This window comes from Dyella sp. C11, from assembly GCF_003121485.1.
In the GTDB taxonomy this organism is placed as follows: Bacteria; Pseudomonadota; Gammaproteobacteria; order Xanthomonadales; family Rhodanobacteraceae; genus Dyella.
Map to the genome: position 1 here is coordinate 29,958 of NZ_QAVX01000017.1, position 23,362 is coordinate 53,319.

The 23,362-nt window shown below is 63.4% G+C and carries 19 protein-coding genes; 7 read left to right on the top strand and 12 right to left on the bottom strand.

The features are described 5' to 3' along the window. Positions 1-69: 69 nt before the first annotated feature. Both DK366_RS15415 and DK366_RS15420 read right to left on the bottom strand, forming a co-directional pair. A complete protein-coding gene (locus tag DK366_RS15415; protein WP_109126451.1) occupies positions 70-417 on the bottom strand; it encodes a hypothetical protein in 348 nt (115 codons plus the stop codon). 135 nt (positions 418-552) lie between these two features. Further along, complete coding sequence (locus DK366_RS15420) at positions 553-1,404, bottom strand: NERD domain-containing protein (protein ID WP_109126452.1); 852 nt, start codon at positions 1,402-1,404, stop codon at positions 553-555. A 240-nt stretch (positions 1,405-1,644) separates the two neighbouring features. Between DK366_RS15420 and DK366_RS15425 the strand changes: the two genes are divergently transcribed. From DK366_RS15425 to DK366_RS15435, 3 genes are all read left to right on the top strand, one after another. Beyond that, positions 1,645-2,301, top strand: a complete 657-nt coding sequence (locus DK366_RS15425) for a TetR/AcrR family transcriptional regulator (RefSeq protein ID WP_157956575.1) — start codon at positions 1,645-1,647, stop codon at positions 2,299-2,301. A gap of 237 nt (positions 2,302-2,538) precedes the next feature. Beyond that, positions 2,539-4,014, top strand: a complete 1,476-nt coding sequence (locus DK366_RS15430) for a M20 family peptidase (protein WP_109126454.1) — start codon at positions 2,539-2,541, stop codon at positions 4,012-4,014. A gap of 159 nt (positions 4,015-4,173) precedes the next feature. Continuing rightward, complete coding sequence (locus tag DK366_RS15435) at positions 4,174-6,534, top strand: TonB-dependent receptor (RefSeq protein WP_109126455.1); 2,361 nt, start codon at positions 4,174-4,176, stop codon at positions 6,532-6,534. Positions 6,535-6,806: 272 nt separating this feature from the next. Here DK366_RS15435 and DK366_RS15440 read toward each other — a convergent pair whose 3' ends face one another. Next, positions 6,807-7,649, bottom strand: a complete 843-nt coding sequence (locus DK366_RS15440) for a hypothetical protein (protein ID WP_109126456.1) — start codon at positions 7,647-7,649, stop codon at positions 6,807-6,809. 16 nt (positions 7,650-7,665) lie between these two features. After that, entirely contained in the window at positions 7,666-7,809 is a 144-nt protein-coding gene (locus tag DK366_RS21435) for a hypothetical protein (RefSeq protein ID WP_198651585.1), read from the bottom strand. 316 nt (positions 7,810-8,125) lie between these two features. Between DK366_RS21435 and DK366_RS15445 the strand changes: the two genes are divergently transcribed. Beyond that, the gene (locus DK366_RS15445; RefSeq protein WP_198651586.1) at positions 8,126-10,036 is read left to right on the top strand and encodes a PAS domain-containing sensor histidine kinase; all 1,911 of its coding nucleotides are present in this window, start codon (positions 8,126-8,128) and stop codon (positions 10,034-10,036) included. On the opposite strand, the gene DK366_RS15450 is transcribed toward DK366_RS15445, so the two are convergent. From DK366_RS15450 to DK366_RS15460, 3 genes are all read right to left on the bottom strand, one after another. Then, a complete protein-coding gene (locus tag DK366_RS15450; protein WP_232821071.1) occupies positions 10,033-12,195 on the bottom strand; it encodes an EAL domain-containing protein in 2,163 nt (720 codons plus the stop codon). The genes DK366_RS15445 and DK366_RS15450 overlap by 4 nt on opposite strands. A 382-nt stretch (positions 12,196-12,577) precedes the next feature. After that, entirely contained in the window at positions 12,578-14,827 is a 2,250-nt protein-coding gene (gene katG, locus DK366_RS15455; RefSeq protein WP_109126457.1) for a catalase/peroxidase HPI, read from the bottom strand. A 300-nt stretch (positions 14,828-15,127) separates the two neighbouring features. Beyond that, a complete protein-coding gene (locus DK366_RS15460) occupies positions 15,128-15,775 on the bottom strand; it encodes a TetR family transcriptional regulator (RefSeq protein ID WP_109126458.1) in 648 nt (215 codons plus the stop codon). 91 nt (positions 15,776-15,866) lie between these two features. On the opposite strand from DK366_RS15460, the gene DK366_RS15465 reads away from it, so the two are divergent. Then, a complete protein-coding gene (locus DK366_RS15465) occupies positions 15,867-16,538 on the top strand; it encodes an O-methyltransferase (protein WP_109126459.1) in 672 nt (223 codons plus the stop codon). 36 nt (positions 16,539-16,574) lie between these two features. Here DK366_RS15465 and DK366_RS21280 read toward each other — a convergent pair whose 3' ends face one another. Then, a complete protein-coding gene (locus DK366_RS21280; protein ID WP_157956576.1) occupies positions 16,575-16,847 on the bottom strand; it encodes a hypothetical protein in 273 nt (90 codons plus the stop codon). 461 nt (positions 16,848-17,308) lie between these two features. Then, complete coding sequence (locus DK366_RS15475) at positions 17,309-17,599, bottom strand: hypothetical protein (protein ID WP_109126461.1); 291 nt, start codon at positions 17,597-17,599, stop codon at positions 17,309-17,311. Between the two features lie 265 nt (positions 17,600-17,864). On the opposite strand from DK366_RS15475, the gene DK366_RS15480 reads away from it, so the two are divergent. Next, positions 17,865-18,116, top strand: coding sequence for a hypothetical protein (locus tag DK366_RS15480; RefSeq protein WP_109126462.1), 252 nt, complete (start codon positions 17,865-17,867; stop codon positions 18,114-18,116). A 22-nt stretch (positions 18,117-18,138) separates the two neighbouring features. On the opposite strand, the gene DK366_RS15485 is transcribed toward DK366_RS15480, so the two are convergent. Beyond that, entirely contained in the window at positions 18,139-19,047 is a 909-nt protein-coding gene (locus tag DK366_RS15485; protein ID WP_109126463.1) for a winged helix-turn-helix domain-containing protein, read from the bottom strand. 222 nt (positions 19,048-19,269) lie between these two features. Between DK366_RS15485 and DK366_RS15490 the strand changes: the two genes are divergently transcribed. Next, positions 19,270-19,908 (top strand): YceI family protein, encoded by a 639-nt coding sequence (locus DK366_RS15490; RefSeq protein ID WP_109126464.1) that lies wholly within the window; start codon positions 19,270-19,272, stop codon positions 19,906-19,908. Between the two features lie 58 nt (positions 19,909-19,966). On the opposite strand, the gene DK366_RS15495 is transcribed toward DK366_RS15490, so the two are convergent. Both DK366_RS15495 and DK366_RS15500 read right to left on the bottom strand, forming a co-directional pair. Next, complete coding sequence (locus DK366_RS15495; protein WP_109126465.1) at positions 19,967-20,818, bottom strand: tyrosine-protein phosphatase; 852 nt, start codon at positions 20,816-20,818, stop codon at positions 19,967-19,969. A gap of 38 nt (positions 20,819-20,856) precedes the next feature. Further along, positions 20,857-23,334 (bottom strand): TonB-dependent receptor, encoded by a 2,478-nt coding sequence (locus tag DK366_RS15500; protein WP_109126466.1) that lies wholly within the window; start codon positions 23,332-23,334, stop codon positions 20,857-20,859. Positions 23,335-23,362 lie beyond the last annotated feature (28 nt).

Here is a 23,362-nt window from a genome sequence, read left to right on the forward strand (position 1 = left end):
GTTGGCGCCGAAGACTTGCCTGCAGGGTATCCGCCAAGGTCGTTGACGACCTTGGCGGTTGCTCGTCTCTCAGTCGAAACCGTACGGCTTGCCAGTGACGTCAATCGACGTGCCAGGAATCATCGGCATGCCGTTGATGTTGACCGCCGGTCCGGTGTGGAACGAGTCATGCCCATGCATGCCGGGTTGCCATTGCCCGAATTGCGGACCGGCATGCAGTTCATCGTCATGATTCGCCGACGAAGGCCGCATCCTCAACGCCTGCGCTTGTTCAAAATATTCCCGATTCATGCGCCTTACGCGACGAACGACTAACACGAAAGAGGCAACGACAAATACGGCGAGCGCCGCGGCCGTGTACTCGATGGCGTCCACCAGCCACGGGTATCGAACGATGAAGTCAAACAGCGAAAACATAATAGCCCCCTAATTCTTCAAGCTGGACATGTCGACAAAAGCGTCGCTTTCCTCGACGGTGCAAACGGCTTTACATGAGCTCTGGCTCATGCGGGCGAAGCCAAGCCAAGGCGACAGGGTCGTTACTGATCGCGCTCAGGCAGATGCCGTGGGCCGCGTATCCCGTGCCTGCGTGCGGCGCTTCTGATGGTAGGCGTGATCTGCGCCAATGGCCTGCACGAGCGTCGTCCCATGAACCGGTTGCGCACGCGCACGAACGAACAGGTTTCTGACATCGAGATCCTCGATCCGGCCCAGGAAGTTGGCTCGCAGGTTATGCACACTGCCAACGCTTGCGCGAGGATGGACCAGGATGACCGCGGTGAGGATGGTGCACGACTTCCCGCGTTGCTCCAGGTATTGCGCGAGCGATCCGCACACTTCACCAATTTGCTGGGCGGGGCTGCGACCGCGCTTGTCGGTAATGGGGACGCTGGTCTGCACCACATTGCCGTACTTATCGTATTTGTCACGCGTCCAGCGTTCGCCATCGACATGGACCTTGCCGTTGACCGCTTTCACTTCGATGCCAAGCACGCCCAGATCGCCTACCAGCAAAAGGTCTGCCTCACCCTTGCGGTTGTGGTAACCGGCTACGACGGTCCAGTCATCGCCCAGCTGGTGCTTTAATGCATCAAGCACGGCGACCTCGCCCTCGTTGCCCGCTTCCCACACACGCTCCTGATCACTGGCGCTGGCCATGGTCGGGCTGACCGGACGACGATCAAACAGATTGGCGACCACGGCGATGCTGGCTGCCAGCGCACGACCGTAGCGACCCGCCTTCCATTCCACTGCCACCTTGGCGCGCTTTTCCGCGCGTGTGTTCTCGAATGTCCGTACGGCGTCTTCGTACATGTGGACGCGGCGCGCATGGTCCGCCTCGCGCTGATTTCGCGCTTCGCGCAGCTTGTCGCCGGTGTGGTCCGAGAGAGTAACTACCCGCATTGAAAATCATCCTTTGGTTGAAATGTTCCCGACCCGGACACGATGGCTGGCATCCGGGCATACGACGGCGTAGCGGCATATCGGCAGATGCGCGATAGTCTTGAGGCGCCTCCCGCATGCGCGCCAGCACGTCGCCGCACGGAACTTGCCGTTCGTCGGCACGATGCGCAAGTCGGCATTTCGGCAGAGGCAGTCGTGGAGAGCCATAATGGGTCAACGCGCGCCACGGACCCGGCCCACATGACCGACGCTCCCTCCAAAACGCCAGCCACGCGACGCGTACCCGCGCAGGCTCGTGCGCGGAAAACGCGCGAGCTGATCCTGGAGGCGGCGATCCAGTTGCTGGAAAAGCGGGGGCTACGCGGGTTCAGCACCAACCGGTTGGCCGAAGCATCGGGCTTCAGCGTAGGGACGATTTACCAGTACTTTGGCAACAAGCAGGACGTGCTGGATGCGTTGGCGCGGCACGAGCGCGACCGCCGACTGGCCCGCTCCACCAAGACACTCACCGCGCGTGCGAAGGAAAGCGGTGCCGCCGGGCTGTCGTTGCGTGAGCGGGCGCGCATCGTTGTGCAGAACGAGCTGCGCGCGTTCGATGGGCGCCAACGCGCGCGGAAAATTCTTTTCGATCTTCAGTGGCGCAGCAAACAGCATCGCGACATGGATCGCCCGCTGAAGATTTTTGCCGACATGCTCGTTGCCGGCCAGGTCGCCGACGGCGAACAGGCGGACGTGCACCTGGGCGCCATCGACGCCTTCGTGCTTACCCAGGCGGTGGCGGGCGTGGTGCGCGCCGCGCTGGAACGCGACGAGCACATGTTGCTGCTGCCGGAGTTCGAGGATTCGCTGGTCGAGTTGATCGTCAACTTTCTGGAATCGCGCCGCCGCAAAGCGTAAGCATCATGACGCAGGTGCTCAGATTTGGCTCCGGCCGCCGAATCAGCGAAAAGCGCGGCTTTATTCGCTGCCAGGAAGCATTTTCTCCCACCTTTTTTGCCGCCAACGCGATCCTGCACCGCCAAGTGCTCAGGTTTCCACGTTGCACGCCCCCGCGCCCGCTCCGTAAGTTCGGCGTGAAGAGAAATCGCCCGCGCCGATCGTCCGGTACGGGCACCCTGGGGAGGGGTTGGCTGCATGAACAAGTGGTTGAAAGTGGGAGGCGGCGGCCTGTTGGCGGCTGTCGCGGTTCTAGCCGTCGTCGTGCTCGGCCGCACATGGGCAACACCGAAGCCGGTCGTGGACGCCGCGGTGGGCGGCTATGTACCGCTCACGTTTGATGAAGCCGCGGCGGTGGAACGGTTTGCCGGTGCGGTTCGGCTGTCCACGGTGTCGATGGGCGATGCGCCGCCATCCACGATGGATCTGGATGCACTGCACAGCTATCTGAGCCAGCAGTTTCCGCAGGTCCACGCCACACTGCAGGTGGAACAAGTGGGCCATGGCGCGCTGCTGTTCACCTGGAAAGGCAAGGAATCGACGGTTGCGCCCATCATCCTGATGGCCCATCAGGATACGGTGCCGGTGGACAGCAACACGCGCGATCGTTGGACGCGCGATCCCTGGTCCGGTGCGGTGGCCGATGGCGTGGTGTGGGGCCGTGGCGCGCTGGACGACAAGGCCAGCCTGGTTTCCACGCTCGAAGCCGCCGAGCAGTTGTTGAAGCAGGGCTTTCAACCGCGACGCACAATCTATTTCGCCTTCGGCAGCGACGAAGAGCGCGGCGGCGCGCAAGGCGCGGTCGCCATCGTGGACCTGCTGAAGGAGCGCGGCGTGCACGCGCAATTCGTGCTCGATGAAGGTGGCGCCTACACCAACGGATTGATGCCGGGCGTGGCGGGCGACCTCGCCATGGTGGGCATTGCGGAAAAGGGCTACATGTCGGTCAGGCTGTCGGTGCAGGCTAACGGCGGCCACTCGTCGCAGCCGCTGCCGCAGTCCGCCATCGGCATTCTCAGCCAGGCCATGGTTCGGCTGGAAGCCAACCAGTCGCCGGGCCACCTGGAACCCACCACCGCCGCCATGCTCGATACGCTGGCGCCGTTGTTGCCGTTCCCGGCCCGCATGGCGGTGCGCAACCGCTGGTTGCTCGGTTCGGTGTTGATCGATCAGTTGTCGAAGACACCGGCGGGCAACGCCATGATGCGGACCACCACGGCTGAAACCACGTTCAGCGCGGGCATCAAGGACAACGTGCTGCCCACGGTTGCCAACGCCACGGTGAATTTCCGCATCCTGCCGGGCGACACGGTAGCCAGCGTGCTCGAACATGTGCGCAAGGTCGTGGCCGATCCACGCGTGGATATCACGCCCGGCGAAGAACAGAACGAGCCCAGCCCCACCTCGCCGCTCGATGGCGAAGGCCTGGCGCTGGTGCGCAGGACCATCCAGCAGGTCGCGCCCGGCGTGCCGGTGGTGCCGTACCTGGTGACCGGTGCAACGGACGCCTCGCACTATGTGCCGGTATCCACCGAACAACTGCGCTTTGTGCCGTACCACTTCACGCCCGTCACCATCGAGCGCTTCCACGGCATCAACGAAGGGGTTTCGGTGAGCGACTACCTGAACTGCGTGCAGTTCGCCGCGCAGTTCATGCGCAACGCCGCCGGGTAGCGCCGCGCCGTCGTGCACAGGCGCGACGGTGCCTTCCTGCCTATCCATCCAGAAACCGTAGCGGTGCGCATTCGTGTGCCGCGCGGGCAACGTTTGACCAAAACGCGGTCGGCACAACGCACGCCGACAACCGCCGTCATCGCATGAGGAGAGAACACCATGGTCGACCTGGCTAAGCATCGCGGCTACGGACTGTCGCGGCATCCCCTGTGGCTCGCCTGCATGATCGCGAGCGGCATGCTCGTCGGCGTGCTGCACGCGCAGGACGCATCTGCCCCGCAGGAAAGCACGCAGGCACCCAAGGCCAAGGCCGCATCACAGGACGACGCCAAGTCGCTGGGTGCGATCACGGTGACCGCGACCAAGCACGCCACGGCCATCGACAAGACGCCCATCGCCATCACCGCTGTTCCTGCCGAAGTGGTCGCGGATACCGGCGCCACGACCATCAACGATCTGGTGAAGCTCACGCCCGGCGTCAGCGTGCAGGATGCCGGCGCAGGACAGACGCGCATCTCCATTCGCGGCATCTACGCAGCGGGTGAGCCCACCACAGGCATCTACTACGACGAAACGCCCGTGGCCGGTTCCGTGGGAACCACCAGCGATGCCGGCGGCCATCAACCGGAATTGCACCTGTTCGACGTCGATCGCGTGGAAGTGCTGCGCGGACCGCAAGGCACGTTGTACGGCGCCAGCTCCATGGGCGGCGCCATCCGCATCATCAGCAACAAGCCGGAGCTTGATCAGGTGGACGGTTCGGTGGAAGCGGGCTATGCCGTGACCAAGGGCGGTAGCCCGTCGTGGCAGACGAATGCCATGTTCAATTTGCCGCTGATCCAGGACAAGCTCGCGCTGCGCGTGGTGGCCGACAAGCAGGACACGGGCGGCTATATCGACAACGTGGTGCTGGACAAGACGCACGTAGGCGAACAGCACGAAGGCGGCGGCCGCCTGATGCTTCGCTACCAGCCCACGGACAAGGTGACGGTTGACGCAAGCTTTTCCACGCATGCCACCAACGCCGAACCGAATTTCTGGACGCCCTACCCCGAACGCTGGGCCTTGCAGCCGCTGTACCCCGTGGACCTGCCGTCGAAGTACGGCTCGGAAATGTCGACGCTGGTGCCGTTTCGCGACCACACCAAGATTTCCAACCTCACGCTCAACTGGGATCTGGACTGGGCCACGCTGACGGCGGTCACCTCGTACCAGGATCGCAAGAGCTTCTACAACCAGGACTCGACGCCGCTGTTCCAGTACGCCAAGTACCTGGTGAACGCGATGGGGCTGAGCCGTTACTACAACGCCGACCAGTACATTCCGTCGTACCTGTACTACCCCGGCCACACCACCGACTGGTCGAACGAACTTCGCCTGAGCTCCAAGAGCAATGACACGCTCGACTGGACGGCAGGCCTGTACGAAGACCAGCGCAAGAGCGGGCTCTTCAGCGAATACACGTATGCAGACGCCGCCACGGGCGGCCCGCTGTCGCCGTCGGAGATCTTCTTCCGTCGCCATATTTCCGATGACCTGCAACAGAAAGCGGCATATGGCGAGGCCACCTGGCATGTCACGCAGGATCTCAATATCACCGGCGGCCTGCGCTACTACGACTACACCAAGGACGTTACCGGCTACACCGACCTCAACTTCAACTTCCCGCTGATCGGCGGCGGACTGATTCCTCCCACCACGGTGAGCGCGGGCAAGAGCGGCTGGCTGAAGAAGCTCAACGTGTCCTACAACCTCGCGCCCAACGTGATGGTGTATGCGCTGGCCGCGGATGGCATGCGACCCGGCGGCGCCAATCAGCTGATCAACCTGCCGGTGAACCTGACCACGTACAAGCCGGACTGGCTGTGGAATTACGAACTGGGCATCAAGTCCAACTGGTTTGACCGCAAGCTGTATGTCACCGCCGACGTGTACCAGATCAACTGGCACAACATGCAGGTGAGTGCGATCACTCTGGATGGCACCTCGCAGTTCATCACGAACGCCGGTGCGGCACGCATGCGCGGACTGGAGGCGGAAGTGCTGTACCGCCCGATCCACGGCATGGACATCACCGCCAACTTCAACGTCATTGATGCGGTGCTGACGCAGAACCAGATCAGCAACACCTACGAGGAACAAGGCGTGCTTGGCCAGACCGGTGATCGCGTGCCGTACACGCCCAAGTACACCGGTGCACTGGCCATGGATTACCGCTGGCCCATGGGCGACAGCCTGGGCGGCATGGCCCGCATCGATGCCAACTACGTGGGAACGTCGTACTCCACCTTCCGCCCCACCGACCCGGCGCGCACGGTCATGGGCAACTACACCATGGTGGACGGTCGTATTGGCCTGGAAGATGGCGGCAATCGCTGGGGCGCGTACCTGTACGTCAAGAACATGTTCAACAAGCTGGCCTTTGTATCGACGGGCCTGCAGACGTACTACGCGCCGTTTGGCGAGGCTTATACCGTGGCGCCGCGCACGATTGGTATTGATGTGCGGTACAACTTTTGAGGGAACGGGGCTCTGGTGCAGGCGGGTGTCGTGGCCCTCTGCCCTTTCAGCGTAACCGCTCCCTTGCTCGTCATCCCCGCGAAGGCGGGGATCCAGTGCCTTTCGCTCGCTAAATCAAAGGCGCTGGATTCCCGCCTTCGCGGGAATGACGGTGAGGGGAACAAACGGTGAAGGAGATATGGACGGCACAGGTCATGATGACCGTACGCTCATTCACCGCTGCCTTGCTGCCTTGCTGCCCGGCGCACCGTGCGCCGGATAGCCCTCAACCCTCACCCGCGGAACGGACGACCTTCGTAGCGACGCAGGTGATAGATGCGATGGATATGGCGCGAGCCCATCCAGCCACCCAGCGCAGCCGCAATCAGGCCCACCAGCCCGCTGAGGAACAGCGCCCACATGCCGGCTGCGGCGTATTGCTTGATGTGGTCCGCATCGGCACGCATGGTGTCGCTCGCCGCGTTCACTACCGGCAACCACGTGGTGACGCGCGCCGTCGCTGCATCGGAGGACATTTCCGTTTGCGCAATCAGGATGGCGCGCGCCGTATCCACGTGACCCGCCAGCAGGGCGCCGATCAAGGCCTGCTCGGCGTCCTTGTCCGCATGGGAATCACCGCGCGTGTCGCGCTGCGTGGTCAAGGTGCGATGCACATCCGTGCGCAGTACGGCCAAGGGTTCGTTGTGCACGGCTTCCATGGACATGCCGGAGGGCGTGCCGCCATCGCGTTGACGCTCGTGCTCATGGCTCATCTGGCCAATGGTGATCGCAAGCCACAATGCGCTCGCCGTGATGGCAAGGCCCCACACGGTAATGCCATGCAGGCTGCCCATGGTGTCGTCAGCGCGACCATCGAACCAACTTGAAAACAAGCCGCCTATAAACAGCGAGGCGGCCCAGACCAGCACCATCCAGATGATGGTGCCCACACCCAGTCCCTTGGCGGCGGCCTGTGCGTTGTGGGGATCGAACGCACTGAAGCCCAGCGCGATGCCCGCGCCATAAAGCAAAATGGCAATGCCGGTGGCCACGAACCAGCCGGCAAACACAGCGCTCCAGCGCATGCGTGCGAACGTTTCTTCGCCAAGGGCACTGCTATAGACAGTAGTAGCCATGTCGACGCTCCTTCGATCAGGCGCAGCCGCGCACAAGCGCGATAAGGATCAGCACGGGCAACGGAACGCCCAGTATCCAGAGCAGCACGTAGCCGATACCGCCTCGTTGGCTGGCGGCTGGCTCCGCGTTGCTGGACAGGTTTTCCAGGTCGTCGCTCATGGTCGATCTCCTGCATGCATCGGCGGCCGTGCCGCGCGGTGGACTGACAGTGCGACCGATTTCGTGGATGACGTGTCGAAAACGCGAGAGCGTCGCGTGCTTGGCCACCGCGTGTTTTACGTCGGTCGGCTGGGGGTCATGCATGTCGCGAAAGGGTCCACGTCGCGGTACCTGGCACAGCTCCCCGTGCGAGGAGCGATGAAACGCAGCGCCTCAACCGACGAGTTCGTCAAGGTGTTTGCATTTTTGACACGCTCTACACGTTTCCTCGACGGACAATACGAGCTCAGGCCGTAGCCGGCCGTGGGGACTGCGCGTGGACATCGGGCACAACAAGTACGAACTGCTGGTCGACTCCGTCGTCGACTACGCCATTTACCTGCTCGATCTGGACGGCAACATCGCCAGCTGGAACGTGGGTTCCGAGCGAAGCACGGGCTACACCGCGCGCGAGGTGCTGGGACACCATTTCAGCCTGTTCTACAACGACGACGAACGCCAACGGGGCGAGCCGGACCTGGCCCTGGCCAAGGTGCGCTCCGAAGGGCGCTGGGAAACCGAAGGCTGGCGGCAGCGCAAGGACGGCACGCGCTACTGGGCCAACGTGGTGCTCGACCTGGTGAAGACGGCCGACGGTGTCGCCATCGGCTATGCCTCGGTGACCCGCGACCTTACCGAACGCAAGGAAGCGGAAGATCGGCTTCGCCGCAGCGAGGAACAGTTCCGGCTGTTGTTGCAGGGCGTGGGCGATTGCGCCATCTACATGCTGGATACCAACGGCTGCATCACCAGCTGGAATACCGGCGCGCAGCGCATCAAGGGTTATACGCGCGACGAAATCCTGGGCAAGCACCTGTCGACGTTCTACACGCTGGAAGACCGCGCCAAGGGCGAACCGGGCCGCGCGCTGGGCATTGCAGCCGACGTGGGACGCTTCGAAGCCGAAGGCTGGCGCGTGCGCAAGGACGGCACCTCGTTCTGGGCGCACGCCATCATCGACCGCATCAACGACGACAACGGCAAGCACGTGGGCTTTGCCAAGGTAACGCGCGACATCACCGCGCGTCGCGACGCGGACATGGCACTCAGCGAAGCGCGTGAAGCGCTGTTCCAGTCGCAGAAACTCGAAGCCGTGGGCCAGCTTACCGGCGGCGTGGCACATGATTTCAACAACCTGCTGATGGCCGTCATCGGCAGCCTGGAGCTGCTCGAGGCGCGCCTGACCCACGACCCGCAAGCGCTCAACCTGCTCGGCAATGCGCTGGCCGGCGCGCAACGCGGTGCGGCGCTGACCAGGCGCATGCTGGCCTTCGCGCGAAAGCAGGAGCTTCGTCCCACCTCGGTCGACGTGAAGGCGCTGGTGCAGGGCATCACCACGCTGCTGCAACGTTCGGCGGGCCCCACCGTTACCGTCGACACCGTGTTTCCCCTGTCGCTCCAGCCCACGCTGGTGGATGGCAACCAGCTGGAACTGGCGCTGCTCAACCTGGTGATGAATGCGCGCGATGCCATGCCCGAAGGTGGCCACATCATCATCGCGGCCAAGGATGAAACCATCGACCTCAATCACCGCACCGGACTGCCACCTGGCGCCTATGTGTGCCTCACGGTGACGGACGATGGCCAGGGCATGGATGCGGAAACGCTGAGCCGCGCGATGGAGCCGTTCTTCACCACCAAGGGCATCGGCAAGGGCACCGGCCTTGGCCTGTCGATGGTGCATGGGCTGGCCGAACAGACCGGCGGCCGCCTGCAACTGCGCAGCGAAGTGGGCCTGGGCACCACGGCGGAACTATGGTTGCCCGTTTCGACCATGGAAGTGGCCGAAACAGTACCAGTCGATGAGCTACCGTCGGCGGCGACGTCATCGGGGGCGCTCACCATTCTTGTGGTGGATGACGACCCGCTCATCGCCATGACCATGTCGGCCGTGCTCAACGACCTGGGTCATCTGACGGTGGAAGTGAACTCGGGACGCGACGCGCTGGAAGAACTGGCGCAGAAGCCCTATTTCGACCTGCTGATCACCGACTACGCCATGCCCGGCATGAATGGCGCACAGCTCGCCGCGGAAGTGAAGGCGCGCTGGCCCACCCTGCCCATCATCCTGGCATCGGGCTATGCGGAGCTTCCCGAAGGCACGGCAAAGACGGTGCTTCGCCTGCCCAAACCGTTTGGTCGCGAAGACCTGGTACGCGTGATCGACGCTGCTGCCGCCACGGTCTAAGGCGATACGCCGGCCGCCGGAAATACCGGCGTGCCGGCCAGCCATTGCTCGAACTCATCCGATGTCATCGGCCTGCCGATGAACCAGCCCTGCGCGCCATCGCAACCCATGTCGCGCAGGAAGTTCCATTGCGCGGCGTTCTCCACGCCCTCCGCCAGCACACGCATGTGCATGTCGCGCGCAAGGGCAATGATGGTGGAGATCAATGCCACGGCATCGGCATCATCAGGCACGCCGCCCAGGAACGAGCGGTCGATCTTCAGCACCTGGATCGGAAAGCGATGCAGGTACGCGAGCGACGAATAACCCGTGCCGAAATCGTCGATGGCGAAACTCAGCCCCAGTGACCGCAACTGCGAAAGCATGTCGGCCACCATGGGGCCGTATTCGAGCAGGCTGCCTTCGGTGATCTCCAGTTCGATCAGGCGCGCCGGCACACCGGACGAACCCAGCGCATCGGTAATGTGTTCCACCAGGCCCAGGTTGCTGAATTGCTTGGGCGACAGATTCACCGCCATGCGTAATTCGGGCAGTCCTTGCCGGCGCCAGTGCGCCAGGCGATGGCAGGCTTCCAGCAGCACCCAATGCCCGATGGGCTCGATAAGGCCTGTTTCTTCCGCATAGGGAATGAAGCGCTCGGGCGTCACCAGCCCGAATTCCTCGCTCTGCCAGCGCAACAGCGCCTCCACGCCAACCACCCTGCCCGTGCGCAGATCCACCTGCGGTTGGTAGAGCAGCACGAAATCGTTGTGTTGCAGCGCGCGCCGCAACCCTTCGCCAAGTTCGAGCAAGCCTTGCGCCTTTTGCGTGAGCGAGGCGTTGTAGAAGCGGAATCTGCCACGTCCTTCGCGCTTGGCAAAACCGAGTGCGGCATCCGCATGCTTGAGCAGCGACGCGCCGTCGTTGCCGTCGTCGGGATGAATGCTGATGCCGACGCTGGCCGTGACAAAAATGGTGCGACCTTCCCAGGCAAACCCCTTGGCGACCGTGCGCAGGATGCGTTCCGCCGTGGTGGTGATGGCTGCGGTTTCCAGCGCGCCCTGCATGGTCATCGCGAACGCGTCACCGCTGATGCGCGCCACATTGGTGACCTGCTCCATACCGGACAGGCGATGAGCCATCTCCACGATCAACCGGTCGCCCACCGCGTGACCGAAGCTTTCGTTCACGCGCTTGAAGTAGTCCAGGCCGATGAGGAACACGACTACCTTGAGGCCTTCGCCGTGACGCAAGGCGTGGTCGATGCGATCCACCAGCAGGAATCGATTCGGCAGGCGTGTCAGCGCATCGTGGTAGGCAAGAAAACCCAGGTCTTTCGTGCGGCGATCCACCGCCCGTCGCAGCGTGAATACCCACACCGTCAACGCCAGGCCCACCAGCACCACCGCTGCCAGGGCATAGGCAAAGATCTGGGCGTAAGGCGTGAAACTCACCGGACGGCCCATCCATTTGCGTTGCAAGGCATCGCGCTCTTCATCGGTGATGAGCTTCATGCCGTTATCGACCAGTGCCACGGTGCCGAGATCCCCCTTGCGTACACCGCGATGGAATTCCCCGGCATACATCTCGAACGCACGATGGAACCGATCACCCTCGCCAAATTTGTACAGGTAGTAATTGGCCGGGTAGTCGTCCATGCACAGGATGCGCACGTCGCGCCGATCCACCGCGGCAATCATGTCCGTGTAGCCGCGATAGGCCCGCACGGCGGTGATGCCGTGCTGGCGCAAGTGTTCAATGCAGGCATCGCCCCGCTCCACGCCCACCTCGAAGCCGTGCAGCGCATCCACGCTGTCGATGCCCGAGATGGATGAGTCGGCATAGAGTCCCACGGTGACGCGGGCATACGGCACGGTGAAATCGTAGAGCGCTTCGCGTTCGGGCGTGCGGAAGATCATCTCGATCACATCTGCTTTGCCGTCGAGCAGCATGCGCTGTGCATCCGCCCAATCCGTTGCCACCAACTGGACATGGATGCCTGTTTTCTGCTCCCACAGTTTCCATTCGTCCACCAGGTAACCGCGTGGCTGATGGTCGGGACCCAGAAACAGATAAGGCGGATAGTTGTCGTCGCTGACGACGCGCAGGGTGGCCGGTGCCGCATAAGCGACGCATGCGAAACATGTAGCCAGCAGGCATGCCGACAACGCCTTTAGCACTCGACCGACCCCGTCTCCCGATGGAACATGCCAATCCGTCCGATGGACGCACTTCCCCTGTCTTGTCAGGACGAATCGCTGCCAGCCTTCAACAGGCCCCGTTGCGACAAGGCCCGATCCCGTCAGTCATGGAACACATGACTGGAGCGATAAAGCCAAGCGAATGCCCCGGCCCGTGAATGTCGCGTGCAAAACCACGACGCGCAGCTGAACGACGCGCCAAGAATGACATGGGTTTAGTCGGCAGCGCTCGCCAAAGGTTGAGCACGCTGCCCAAAGCTGCCGCTTCGATGCATACCCGCCCTCTGCGCGAGGCATGCGATGCGCGACAGCCAGGCGCGTGGCCCCGTCGACGTCTGGTCGAACGGGGCCACGAAGCACATCACGCCAGATCGTAGCGATCCAGGTTCATCACCTTGGTCCAGGCATCCACGAAATCGCGGACGAATTTCTCCTGGCCGTCGGTGCTTGCATAGACTTCACTCAACGCACGCAGCTGCGCGTGCGCGCCGAAGATCAGGTCGACGCGCGTGCCGGTCCACTTTTTCTTGCCGGTCTTGCGGTCGCTGCCTTCGAACAGGTGACGCGAGGTGGGCTTCCATTCCGTATCCATGTCGAGCACGGCGCGGAAGAAGTCGTTGCTCAGCGTTTCCGGCTTGTCGGTGAATACGCCATGGGCATCCTTGCCGGCATGCACGTTGAGCACGCGCAGGCCGCCGATGAGCGCGGTCATCTCCGGTGCGGTCAGCGTGAGCTGCTGGGCCTTGTCCACCAGCAACACCTCGGCAGGCACATTGAAGTCCTGCTTGAGGTAGTTGCGGAAGCCATCGGCCAGCGGTTCGAGCATGCCGACGGAGTGCACATCGGTCTGCTCCTGCGAGGCATCCGTGCGACCCGGCGAGAACGGCACGGTGACGTTGTGGCCGGCACTCTTCGCGGCCTGTTCCACACCGGCGTTGCCGCCCAGCACGATCAGGTCCGCCAGCGAGATCTTCTTGCCGCCCTTGTTGAATTCGTCGCGGATGCCTTCGAGCACCTTCAACACCTTCGCCAGTTCGTCAGGCTGGTTGACCTTCCAGTCCTTCTGCGGCTCCAGGCGAATGCGTGCACCATTGGCGCCGCCACGCTTGTCGCCACCACGGAAGGTGGATGCCGACGCCCACGCCGTGCCGACCAGCTGCGCCACCGACAGCCCGGACGACTGCAGTTTCTGCTTCAGCGCGGCCACGTCCTTGTCGTCCACCAGCGGATGATCGACGGCGGGAATGGGGTCCTGCCAGTCGAATTCCTCGGCCGGCACTTCCGGACCGAGGTAGCGGGCGCGCGGACCCATGTCGCGATGGGTGAGCTTGAACCAGGCACGGGCGAACGCGTCCGCAAACTGATCGGGATTCTCCATGAAGCGCCGCGAGATCTTCTCGTAGGCGGGGTCCGTGCGCAGCGCGATGTCGGTGGTGAGCATGGACGGCGCGATGCGTTTGTCCTTGTCGTGCGCATGCGGCACCGTGCCGGCGCCCGCACCGTTCTTCGGCTGCCACTGATGCGCGCCGGCCGGGCTCTTGGTCAGCTCCCACTCGAAACCGAACAGGTTCCAGAAGAAGTTGTTGCTCCACTTGGTGGGCGTGCTGGTCCAGGTCACTTCCAGGCCGCTGGTGATGGTATCGCCGCCCTTGCCCGAGCCGAACGTGCTGACCCAGCCCAGGCCCATGTGCTCGATATCCGCGCCTTCGGGTGCGGGGCCGACGTTACCCGCGGGACCGGCGCCGTGCGTCTTGCCGAAGGTGTGGCCACCGGCGATCAGCGCGACGGTCTCTTCGTCGTTCATGGCCATGCGGCCGAAGGTGTCGCGGATGTCGTGCGCCGCGGCGGCCGGGTCGGGGTTGCCGTCCGGGCCTTCCGGGTTCACGTAGCGCAGGCCCATCTGCACCGCGGCCAGCGGGTTATCCAGATTGCGGCCACCATCGGTGCGGCGGGTTTCGCTGCCGGGCAATTCCGGCTCGGCCACCAGCACGCCTTCCTTCTCGTCGCCCGGCACGCCCTTGCCATAGCGGATGTCGCCGCCCAGCCAGGTTTTCTCATTGCCCCAGTAGACATCCTGGTCGGGTTCCCAGGTGTCCTCGCGGCCACCGGCGAAGCCCAAGGTCTTGAAGCCCATGCTTTCCAGCGCGACGTTGCCGGTCAGGATCATCAGGTCGGCCCAGGAAATCTTCTGGCCGTACTTCTGCTTGATCGGCCACAGCAGGCGGCGCGCCTTGTCCAGGCTGACGTTATCCGGCCAGCTGTTCAGCGGCGCAAAGCGTTGCTGCCCACGCCCGCCGCCGCCACGGCCGTCGCCCACGCGATAGGTGCCGGCGCTATGCCACGCCATGCGGATGAACAGGGGGCCGTAATGGCCAAAGTCAGCCGGCCACCAGTCTTTTGAATCGGTCATCAGCGCGGTGAGGTCTTTCTTCACCGCCGCCAGATCCAGGCTCTTGAAGGCCTTGGCGTAGTTGAACCCCTCGTCCAGCGGGTTGGACTTGCTCGAGTGCTGGGCCAGCAGGTCCAGCCGCAACTGTTTGGGCCACCAGTCGCGGTTGGTCGTACCGCTACCGGCAGCGTGGGGAAACGGGCACTTTGATTCGTTAGACATGCGCACTCTCCATGGAAATGACGGACTCACCAGCAGCTCAACCATCAGGTCCGTCGCAAACCACCGCGCTTGCCCCGGGACTGCTGCCTGCGTCCCCTCCCGGTGCGCCAACCGGCGCGCTGGAAGGTGCTGACGTGCTGGCGGATGTGGCTCGCGTCGACAGACCGGACGTCAAACGTATGTCAACAAAAGCGAAGGTTCCGTGTTTGCCGGAAGGTGCCGGCGCCGGTGACCCCGGACGGAAAAATACGATGCCCGCCAAGCGTTACAGGAAGCCCAGTGTCTGCCCGCGCAACCCGGTCACGGGGACGTCTGGGCTGCCTTCTGCAAGCTTCTGAGATAGGCGCAGAACATATCAGCCATGGCATCTGCATAGGTGGCGATCTCGGCAGCGCTACGCGGGCTTTCAGAGAAATCCTTGCCGACGGCGCTGAGCGTGGTGGTGACCAGATCGGCAGCAAGCGCACGGGTCGCATCGGTGGCGTTGGGCAGTGCCTCGCGCATGAATGTGAGAACCGTACGTTCCCCGGAAGCCCTTGCCGCCCGGGCCTCGGGCGCATCGCGATACAGCGGCGCAGCGTCGTTCAGGGCCACGCGCATCGCGGCTTCCTCGCACTCGGAACGCACGAACGCATGCACCAGCCGGCGCAGCCGTTCCAATGGCGGTTTGCCTGCATCTTCCAGAATGCGGCGCAACAGGTCGGTGGTCTGCTGCCATTCGTCGCTTTGCAGGCGAAACAGAATCGCGGCCTTGTTCGGAAAGTACTGGTACAGCGAACCCACGCTTACACCCGCCTTCTCCGCGACCCGTGCGGTAGTGAAGCGCTGTGCGCCCTCCTTCGCCAAAACCTGAGCAGCCGCTTCAAGCACGGCGGCGACAAGCTCGTTCGATCGCGCCTGTTGTGGCTGTTTTCTCGAGGAAATCCTGGCATTCCGGCGAGTGGCCATGCGTGCACTCCAATGCGAATAGGAAACATGACGAATTCGTCGCATTCTAATCCGGCACGCCAGATGGCGCACGACAGACCGGAGAACCTGCATGACCACGCTTACCTCTTTCCCCATCGCACCGCTGCTAAGCCGCCTCTTCAGCGAAGCGGATGCGCTTTCACCCATGGACATTCCCGCCGTGCGCGAAATGTCCGAGCAAGACCACGCGCGCCTGATGCGCAGCAAAACCGACTACCGCCATTTCTACGCGCAATTGAAAGAACTGCCGCTGGCCGTGTCACGCGAGACGGGGCAACTGCTCTACATGCTGGCCCGCAGCACCGGCGCGCGTTCCATCGTGGAGTTCGGTACGTCCTTTGGCATCTCCACCTTGCACCTTGCCGCTGCGCTGCGCGACAACGGCGGCGGTCGCCTCATCACCAGCGAATTCGAGCCGTCCAAAGTCGCGCGCGCCCGCACCAACCTGACGGAAGGCGGCGTGATCGACATGGTGGAAATCCGCGAAGGTGATGCCCTGCAAACCCTGAGCCGCGACCTGCCCGGGCACATCGATCTCTTGCTGCTCGACGGCGCCAAGGCGCTTTACCCAGAAGTCCTGGCGCTGGTGGAAAGCCGCGTGAAGCCCGGTGCATTCGTTATTGCCGACAATGCCGACTACAGCCCCGACTATCTGGCCTACGTGCGTTCCGCCACCAACGGCTATCTGTCCATCCCGTTCGGTGAAGACGTGGAGCTGTCAATGAAGCTGGGCGCGCACTGACGGCCTGCCCTGCATTTCCGCGATGCCAGACCAGTGTCATGCATCGCGGGGAAAGCAACGATGACGTTGGGCTTCCTTCTCCACGTCATCGGGCGACATGTGCCGATCGAGCAATTGCTGCGGCGTCATCATTCGCCACGCGTCCACGTCGATGCAGTGCTTGTCTGGCACACCGAAATGGCGCTGCATCCAGTTCACCACGGGCTTGATGCCTTGCGTCGCCGGATCGGCCAGCTGGATGCCATGCACCATCGGGCGGTCGGAGCCCGGGAGATTCGCCGCAACGCCAGGGTTCTGATCGTGTCGCAAGAGCGCGCCACCGGATACGTAATCCCCTGCACTTTGTGTGTCGGGCGCCGCAACGGGCGCTGGTTCCGCAAGCACTGAAGGTCCGGCAACGACGGCTGGTGCGTCACGTTCGATGGGATGTGGCGAGACCACGGAGTGACGCGTGACGACCCTGTTCGCGACGATCGTGTGAGGCCTGGTGATGGATGGCGCCACGACATCCGCCCTGTGTGATTGATCTTCGGTCCTCGTCCATTGCACCAGCAACGCGTCCGTTCGCGTTGATGCCATCAACACATGCGGGTCATCGAGAGGCGCAGGCGGCCGAAGCAGACAGAGCAACAGCGCACCATGGAAAAGCACGAGCACGGCGTAGATAAGCGAACGCTGCGCCGACGCCTTCCACTTGGCCTTCCATGCTGAGCTGCGCGTCATGCTTCACTCCCCCTGGCCAAGGATCGACCACGGGGAGCGCACCTGGTTCACGGGAACGGCAAGGCTAGTGCTTCGAATCTGTTTGAACTCTTGTTGAGAGTCTCGAAAGGCGTCATTTTTTGCCCGTCATCCCCGCGAAGGCGGGAGGCGCCTTTCAACAGCCGAAGGGCTGGTGATGACGGTGAAGGAAGTAGATGCTCAGACGAGATTTCAAACAGGCCCTTGGACGCCAGTTCACTCTTGGCCTTGCCGACTCCGTCCAGCAGCTGCAGTGTGGGTATTCCGTCCGGTGCCACTTTCATCACGGTGCGCGCAGCCCCTGCATGTCGTGGCTTCATCGTGCATCTCTCCTTGTCAGGTGAAACGGCGATGACGCCTCAAGGGATGACCATCCCTTCGCTGCCATGAACATCACCGGCGGGACAAGGGCCAGCCCGCGTTGCGTGGCGTAGCAACCTCCACGTCGGCAACCTTCTACGGCCACGCGATTGCCATGAACAGAAGGCATGGTTTCGCTTGTCGCCTGGAGAGACCGCCATGCCAGCGCCCCATCCCCTTCCCACCCGCATGGATCACTCGCCCCTCCGCCAATGGGATGGTGCGATGCCCATCATCATGTCGGCCATCGTGTTGCTGATGATCGTGGTGGAGCTGGTTCAGCACGGCCCGCATGCGCCGCATCACGACGAAGGCACTGCGGACCATATCGCCATCATGCTGATGTATGGGCAAATACCCATCATGTTCTGGTTCGTGGCATCCCGCCGTCATCCGGTGCGACGCATCCTGCCGGTGCTTCTGCTTCAGTTGGCGCTGTGGTCCGGTACCTTTGTCCTTGCGGTCGCGCTGACCTAACGCACGCACCACGTCGAGCTGTTTATCGGATAGCGGCGGTCAGCGCGTGTGCGGCTTCACCCGCAATCTCGTCCTGCACTTTCAGCTTGTCGTCCTGCGGGCGGTCGTACGTGGCCGACCAGATCACGAAGCCATCGGACGCACGCACCAGTCGCGCGGCGACGCGCATGGTATTGCCCGACGTGCGCACGCTGCCATCGAGGATGTATGCCACGCCCAGCGTGCGGGCAATGTCCGCCACCTGCACCTGCTTGTCCTTGTAATAGAACGAGGACGTCGGCGCCGACACCTTCATGCCGGGAAAGCTGCTTAACTTGTCGATCAGTTCTTCGGTCATGCCGTCGGCGAACGGTTCCTCGTTCATCGCATCCGTCAGGTCCAGGAACGGCAGCACGGCGATGGTCTTGGGTGACACGGCGACGGCATGGGCAGTGGAACCCTGGCGCGTCAGCAGCCATGCGGGCAGCGCAATGCAAAGAAGTACGACGACAGCGGCCGCCATGATGGCGGGGCGTCGTTTGGCGTTGGCGGCAGGCATGGCCAGTGGCGCTGCCTGATCGGCCGCACCGGCAAATGCGGAGCCCTCTTCAGGCAACGCCTGGACACTGGCGATCAACCGGTATCCCCGGCGCGGCACGGTAGCGATATAGGCAGGCTGCTTCGGGTCGTCGCCCAGCAGGCGACGCAGGGCCGTCACAGCCTGGTACACCGAGTCGGGCGTGACGATGACGCCGTTCCACACCTCGGCCAGCAACTCGTCGATGCTTACGACCTCACCTGCCCTGCCCGCCAGGCACAGCAGAAGCCGCATGGTGCGTGCCTCGAGCTTGACGGTGCTATCGCCGCGCACGATCTGGTCGGCCAGCGGATGGACGGTCCAGTCGCCGACGCGCAGCGTCGCCGTGGTGAGGCGCTCACTTCCAGTGGACATAAGTCCCGCCATGCATCGCCACGAAGGGGCAGCGTCGGGATATTCGCACCAAGCCCAGACACCCACAACCAAGCCTTTCGGCGGTTGATTCAGAACTCTTCAGACCGTTTCAGGGCGTTTTTCAGGACTTCCCGGCCGCTCCGGGACCACTCTGGCGCCGCGGGTTGAAGCCCGTGCCGGATACCCAAGGGCGCCCCCGCGCGCCCCTTCAAGGAGCCCCTCATGATTCGCCGTTTCGCCTTTGCCGTTGCTGCCGCCCTCGCCACCGCCCCGCTCTGGGCCACCACCTACACGCTGGAACCCAATCACACGCAGGGCACCGTTCGCTGGAGCCACCTCGACTTCTCCTACCCCACCGCCCAGTTCAGCCGCGTGGAAGGCACGCTGGATTTCGACCCCATGATGCCGCCCCAGGCGTCGGTGATGGTCACCATTCCCATCGTCAACCTGACGAGCGGCATTCCCGATCTCGATGACGACCTGCGCTCGCCGGCCTTCTTCGACCTGGCCAAGTATCCGAACGCCACCTTCCACAGCACCCGGGTGGAAACCACGGCCATGGCCAACCAGCTGAAGGTGACGGGCGATCTCACTGTGCGTGGCATCACGAGGCCGGTGACGCTGGATGTGACCATCAACAAGGTAGGCACCACCCCGCGCATGCATATGCCGGCGGTGGGCTTCGACGCCCCCGCCACGCTCAAGCGCGCGGAGTTCGGGCTGGGCAAGTTCGTGCCGCAGGTGAGCGACGAGGTGACACTGCACATCACCGCGCAAGGCGATGAGGCCACAGCGTATGCGGCGCGCATGAAGGCCGACGCAGCCGAAGAAGCAGCGCAGGCGGCCGCTGCGAAAAAGTAGGCGCACATGAAACAACGCCCGCCACGTCGGCGGGCGTTGTCATTCGAACGACCGGTGCTTAGCGCACGGCCACCGTCTGGCCCAGGCGGGCCTGCAAGGTCTTGATGTCGGCATCGCTCACGCCGATCTTGCGCAGGTAACCCTGTGCACCACCGTACTGCTTCTGCAAGGCATCCAGGAACTGCGCCATCGCTTCCGGCGGCGTGCCCATCAGCGGTGCCAGCGCCGGGTTCTGCTTGAGCATGGCGGCCGTCTGCGGCGCGGACATCATGGGCTTCAGGTAGTAGGCGGAGATGGCGTAGTTATGCACGATGTCGTCGTGCTTCACACCCGCCAGCGACAGCAGCAGCGCGGAGATCATGCCGGTGCGGTCCTTGCCGGCGCTGCAGTGGTAAAGCACGGCGCCATCCTTCTGCGCGGCCATGGTTTCGAACACCTGCTTGAACTGCGGCTGGTCCTCGTCGAGTGCCTTCACGTACAGCACGCCCAGCGACGACGGCATGTGCGTCATGTCGAGCGGCTTGTCGCCCATCAGCGAAATGCGCACGTACTTGAAGCGTGGATCGTTGGCCAGCGCATCGGGCGCCTTGGTGGCTTCATCGGGGGTGCGCAGGTCGATGTCGAGCTTCACGCCGTGATCGGCCAGCGTGGACTTGTCGGCGTCGGTGACGCGCGCGAGATCCGCCGTGCGAACGAAGCGGCCCGTCGGCACGACAGCCTTGGCGCCCTTGAGGCCACCGAGGTCACGTGCATTGAGCGCCCCTTGCAGCGGCAGCAGGCGGGTGGCGTCGTCCTGGGCGGGCACCACTTCGCTGGCCGTGGCAACGGCAGTGGGCGCGGCGGCGGGCTGGGCCTGCTGCGCGATGGCGAAGGCAGGCATCAGGGCGAGCAGAAGAACAGTCTTTTTCATGGAACAGGCTTCCTTGGATCGGGCACGCTGCCGTGCGATCACTTGAGGTTGAACGACAGGGTGAGCATTTCGAAGCGCGGCTGGCCCGACAGGTAGGTCGGTGCCGAAGCGGCGACGCCCTTGTACGCCACCGCATTGGTGGTGGTGCTGTAGACGTAACCGAGGTAGTGCTTGTCGAAGAGGTTGTTCACCGACAGGCGCAACTGCGGCTGGCCGAGCATGCCCCAGTCGCTGAAGGTGTAGCCGGCGTTGAAGTCGAACGTGGTGTAGCCGCCCACTTTCTCGGTGTTCAACAGGTCGCCGTAGCGCGCACCGTTGTACTTGCCGCTGAAACGCAGGAAGGCGTGGTCAAGATCGTATTCCAGCGACATGGCCAGCATGTTCTGCGGAATGCCCGCCATGCGCTTGCCATCGGTGGGCAACGCCACCGCGCCGTTCGCCGTGTTGGAGATGAAGTCATCCTGCTGCGTGGCATGCAGGTAGGTGTACGAGCCGTAGGCCGTCCAGTGCGGATCGAAACGCCAGCTGGCTTCGGACAGCAAACCGTACTGCTGCACGGCGCCGGCGTTGAAGTAGCTCAGCTGCAGGAACTCGTCGTAGTGCTGTGTCTGGTAGTTCTTGTAGTTCACGTCCAGCAGCGTGGTGCTGGCCATGAAGTTGCCTTCGTTGAAGCGCCAGCCCAGCTGGTTGGTCCAGGTGGTTTCCGGCTTCACGCGCTGCAGCGTGTCGATGTTGCTGGCGGTGTAGCTCCAGTACGCCTTGGCAATCGGCGGGCGGTAACCGGTGGACGAATGGAAGAAGAAGTTGTTGTTGTCATCGGGCGTGTACGACACGCCGATGTCGCCCTGCACCGTGCTGTAGTCCTCGTGGATCAGCACGCTCTGGTTGGTGACCACCGGATTGGGTGCGCGATACACCCCCGGCGTGCGGATGTAGTCGTCAATCGCCAGGTGGTTGTACGAAATGCCCGCGCTCGCCTTCCACTGCTCGTTGATGGTGTAGCTGTCGGCGAGATACGCCTTGCCCGAGGCCGACTTCACGTAATAGTTGTCATAGTCGATGGGCGTGCCGTCCGGCAGGCGGTAACGCGCGCTTTCCGACCAGCGATCCACCGGCAGGCCGTTGTCGCCGATGGCGCTGAGCGTGTACGGCTCGCTCTTGCGGTATTCCTCGTACCAGATGCCCGCGGTGACGTTGTTGTTGTCGCCGCTGTAATTGATCTTGGTGTTGATGCCCGGGCGCCAGATGTTGGAATACACGTACAGGTACGCAGGCACCGTATCCAGCGCGTCGCCGTCGTGGTTGAGGTCCACCGTCTGGCCCACGTTGAGGCCGTACGGGCTCTTCACGTTTTCAGACAGGTAGATGGCGCCGCCGCTGCCGCCCTGCTTGGCCATGTAGAAGTACGGAATCACCGAGAGGTTGATCCTGTCGGCCAGCTGGAATTCGCCGTCCGCCGAGATGTAGCTCACCTCGCTCTTGTTGTTCTGCAAGCCGACGTAGCTATTGGCGGTGGCCAGCTGCGCCACGGCGTTGTCGGCCTTGCCCGGCGTGGTGGTGTACTGCGGCGCGACGTCGCTGTAGCCGTAATCCCAGCCGTACTTCTCGAACTGCGCCTTGGTCGGCATGAAGTAGTTGTTGCCGATGGTGCGCAGGTACATCGCCGTCATGCTGATGCTGTTCTGGCCGCCCAGGTCCAGCACCGACTTGGCCTGCACGCGCGAACTGCTCAGCTCGCCCGGACCCTGCCAGATGCCCGACGTGGTGCGCGAGAACGACACCCACGAACGCAGCGGGCCGGTCTGCCCCGTATCCAGTCGCACAAAGCCCTTGCGCACATCGTTGTTGCCAATGCTGCCTTCCACGTACAGCTCCGGCGTGGCCGACGGCTGGCGCGTGATCAGGCTGATGTGACCGCCTTCGGCGCTGATCGACGGTGCGTCGATGTCCGACAGGCCTGCAGCAACGTTGAGGTCGTCGACGTTCTGCGTGTCACCAAGGAAGGTCGGGTAGATGTTGTAGTCGGCCGCTTCGTTCATCGGCACGCCATCGAGCGTGTACGACAGGCGGCTGCCGTCGAAGCCGTTGACCATGAAGCCCGTGGTCGCGGTGAGGCCGGCGGGGTCGGAACTGGACACGAACACGCCGGGAATCGAGGACATCGCCTGCACCGGGTCCTGCACGGCGGACATCTTGCGCAGTGCCTGCGCGGTGAGATCGGACTCGGCCTTGTCGGCGTTTTCGGGCGACATCAAGCCACCGGAATTCACCGCGGCGTTCACGTTCACCACTTCCAGCGAGGTCATCGACTGACCGGAACGCACACCCTGGTTCTTGGCGTTGCCGGCGGATGCGTCAGGTGCCGCCGCGCCATCGGCCGATGCCGGCGCGGGCGTTGCCGTGGTGTTTGCCGAAGGGCCGTGCGAACCCGCGTCCTGCGCGTGCACTGCGTTGATCCCGGCCACGATGCACAAGGCCAGAAGCGAGTGTTTCAGTACGGTCCTGCTGTCGACCATGGGTCATCCCGATTGTGTTGTGTGGATG

Coding starts and splice junctions, on each gene's coding strand:
- katG (WP_109126457.1), bottom strand. CDS start 14,827: ATGTCTAACGAATCAAAGTGCCCGTTTCCCCACGCTGCCGGTAGCGGT.
- DK366_RS15500 (WP_109126466.1), bottom strand. CDS start 23,334: ATGGTCGACAGCAGGACCGTACTGAAACACTCGCTTCTGGCCTTGTGC.
- DK366_RS15465 (WP_109126459.1), top strand. CDS start 15,867: ATGACCACGCTTACCTCTTTCCCCATCGCACCGCTGCTAAGCCGCCTC.
- DK366_RS15440 (WP_109126456.1), bottom strand. CDS start 7,649: ATGGCTACTACTGTCTATAGCAGTGCCCTTGGCGAAGAAACGTTCGCA.
- DK366_RS15415 (WP_109126451.1), bottom strand. CDS start 417: ATGTTTTCGCTGTTTGACTTCATCGTTCGATACCCGTGGCTGGTGGAC.
- DK366_RS15420 (WP_109126452.1), bottom strand. CDS start 1,404: ATGCGGGTAGTTACTCTCTCGGACCACACCGGCGACAAGCTGCGCGAA.
- DK366_RS15490 (WP_109126464.1), top strand. CDS start 19,270: ATGATTCGCCGTTTCGCCTTTGCCGTTGCTGCCGCCCTCGCCACCGCC.
- DK366_RS15485 (WP_109126463.1), bottom strand. CDS start 19,047: ATGTCCACTGGAAGTGAGCGCCTCACCACGGCGACGCTGCGCGTCGGC.
- DK366_RS15430 (WP_109126454.1), top strand. CDS start 2,539: ATGAACAAGTGGTTGAAAGTGGGAGGCGGCGGCCTGTTGGCGGCTGTC.
- DK366_RS15460 (WP_109126458.1), bottom strand. CDS start 15,775: ATGGCCACTCGCCGGAATGCCAGGATTTCCTCGAGAAAACAGCCACAA.
- DK366_RS15435 (WP_109126455.1), top strand. CDS start 4,174: ATGGTCGACCTGGCTAAGCATCGCGGCTACGGACTGTCGCGGCATCCC.
- DK366_RS15475 (WP_109126461.1), bottom strand. CDS start 17,599: ATGAAGCCACGACATGCAGGGGCTGCGCGCACCGTGATGAAAGTGGCA.
- DK366_RS15425 (WP_157956575.1), top strand. CDS start 1,645: ATGACCGACGCTCCCTCCAAAACGCCAGCCACGCGACGCGTACCCGCG.
- DK366_RS21435 (WP_198651585.1), bottom strand. CDS start 7,809: ATGAGCGACGACCTGGAAAACCTGTCCAGCAACGCGGAGCCAGCCGCC.
- DK366_RS15495 (WP_109126465.1), bottom strand. CDS start 20,818: ATGAAAAAGACTGTTCTTCTGCTCGCCCTGATGCCTGCCTTCGCCATC.
- DK366_RS15480 (WP_109126462.1), top strand. CDS start 17,865: ATGCCCATCATCATGTCGGCCATCGTGTTGCTGATGATCGTGGTGGAG.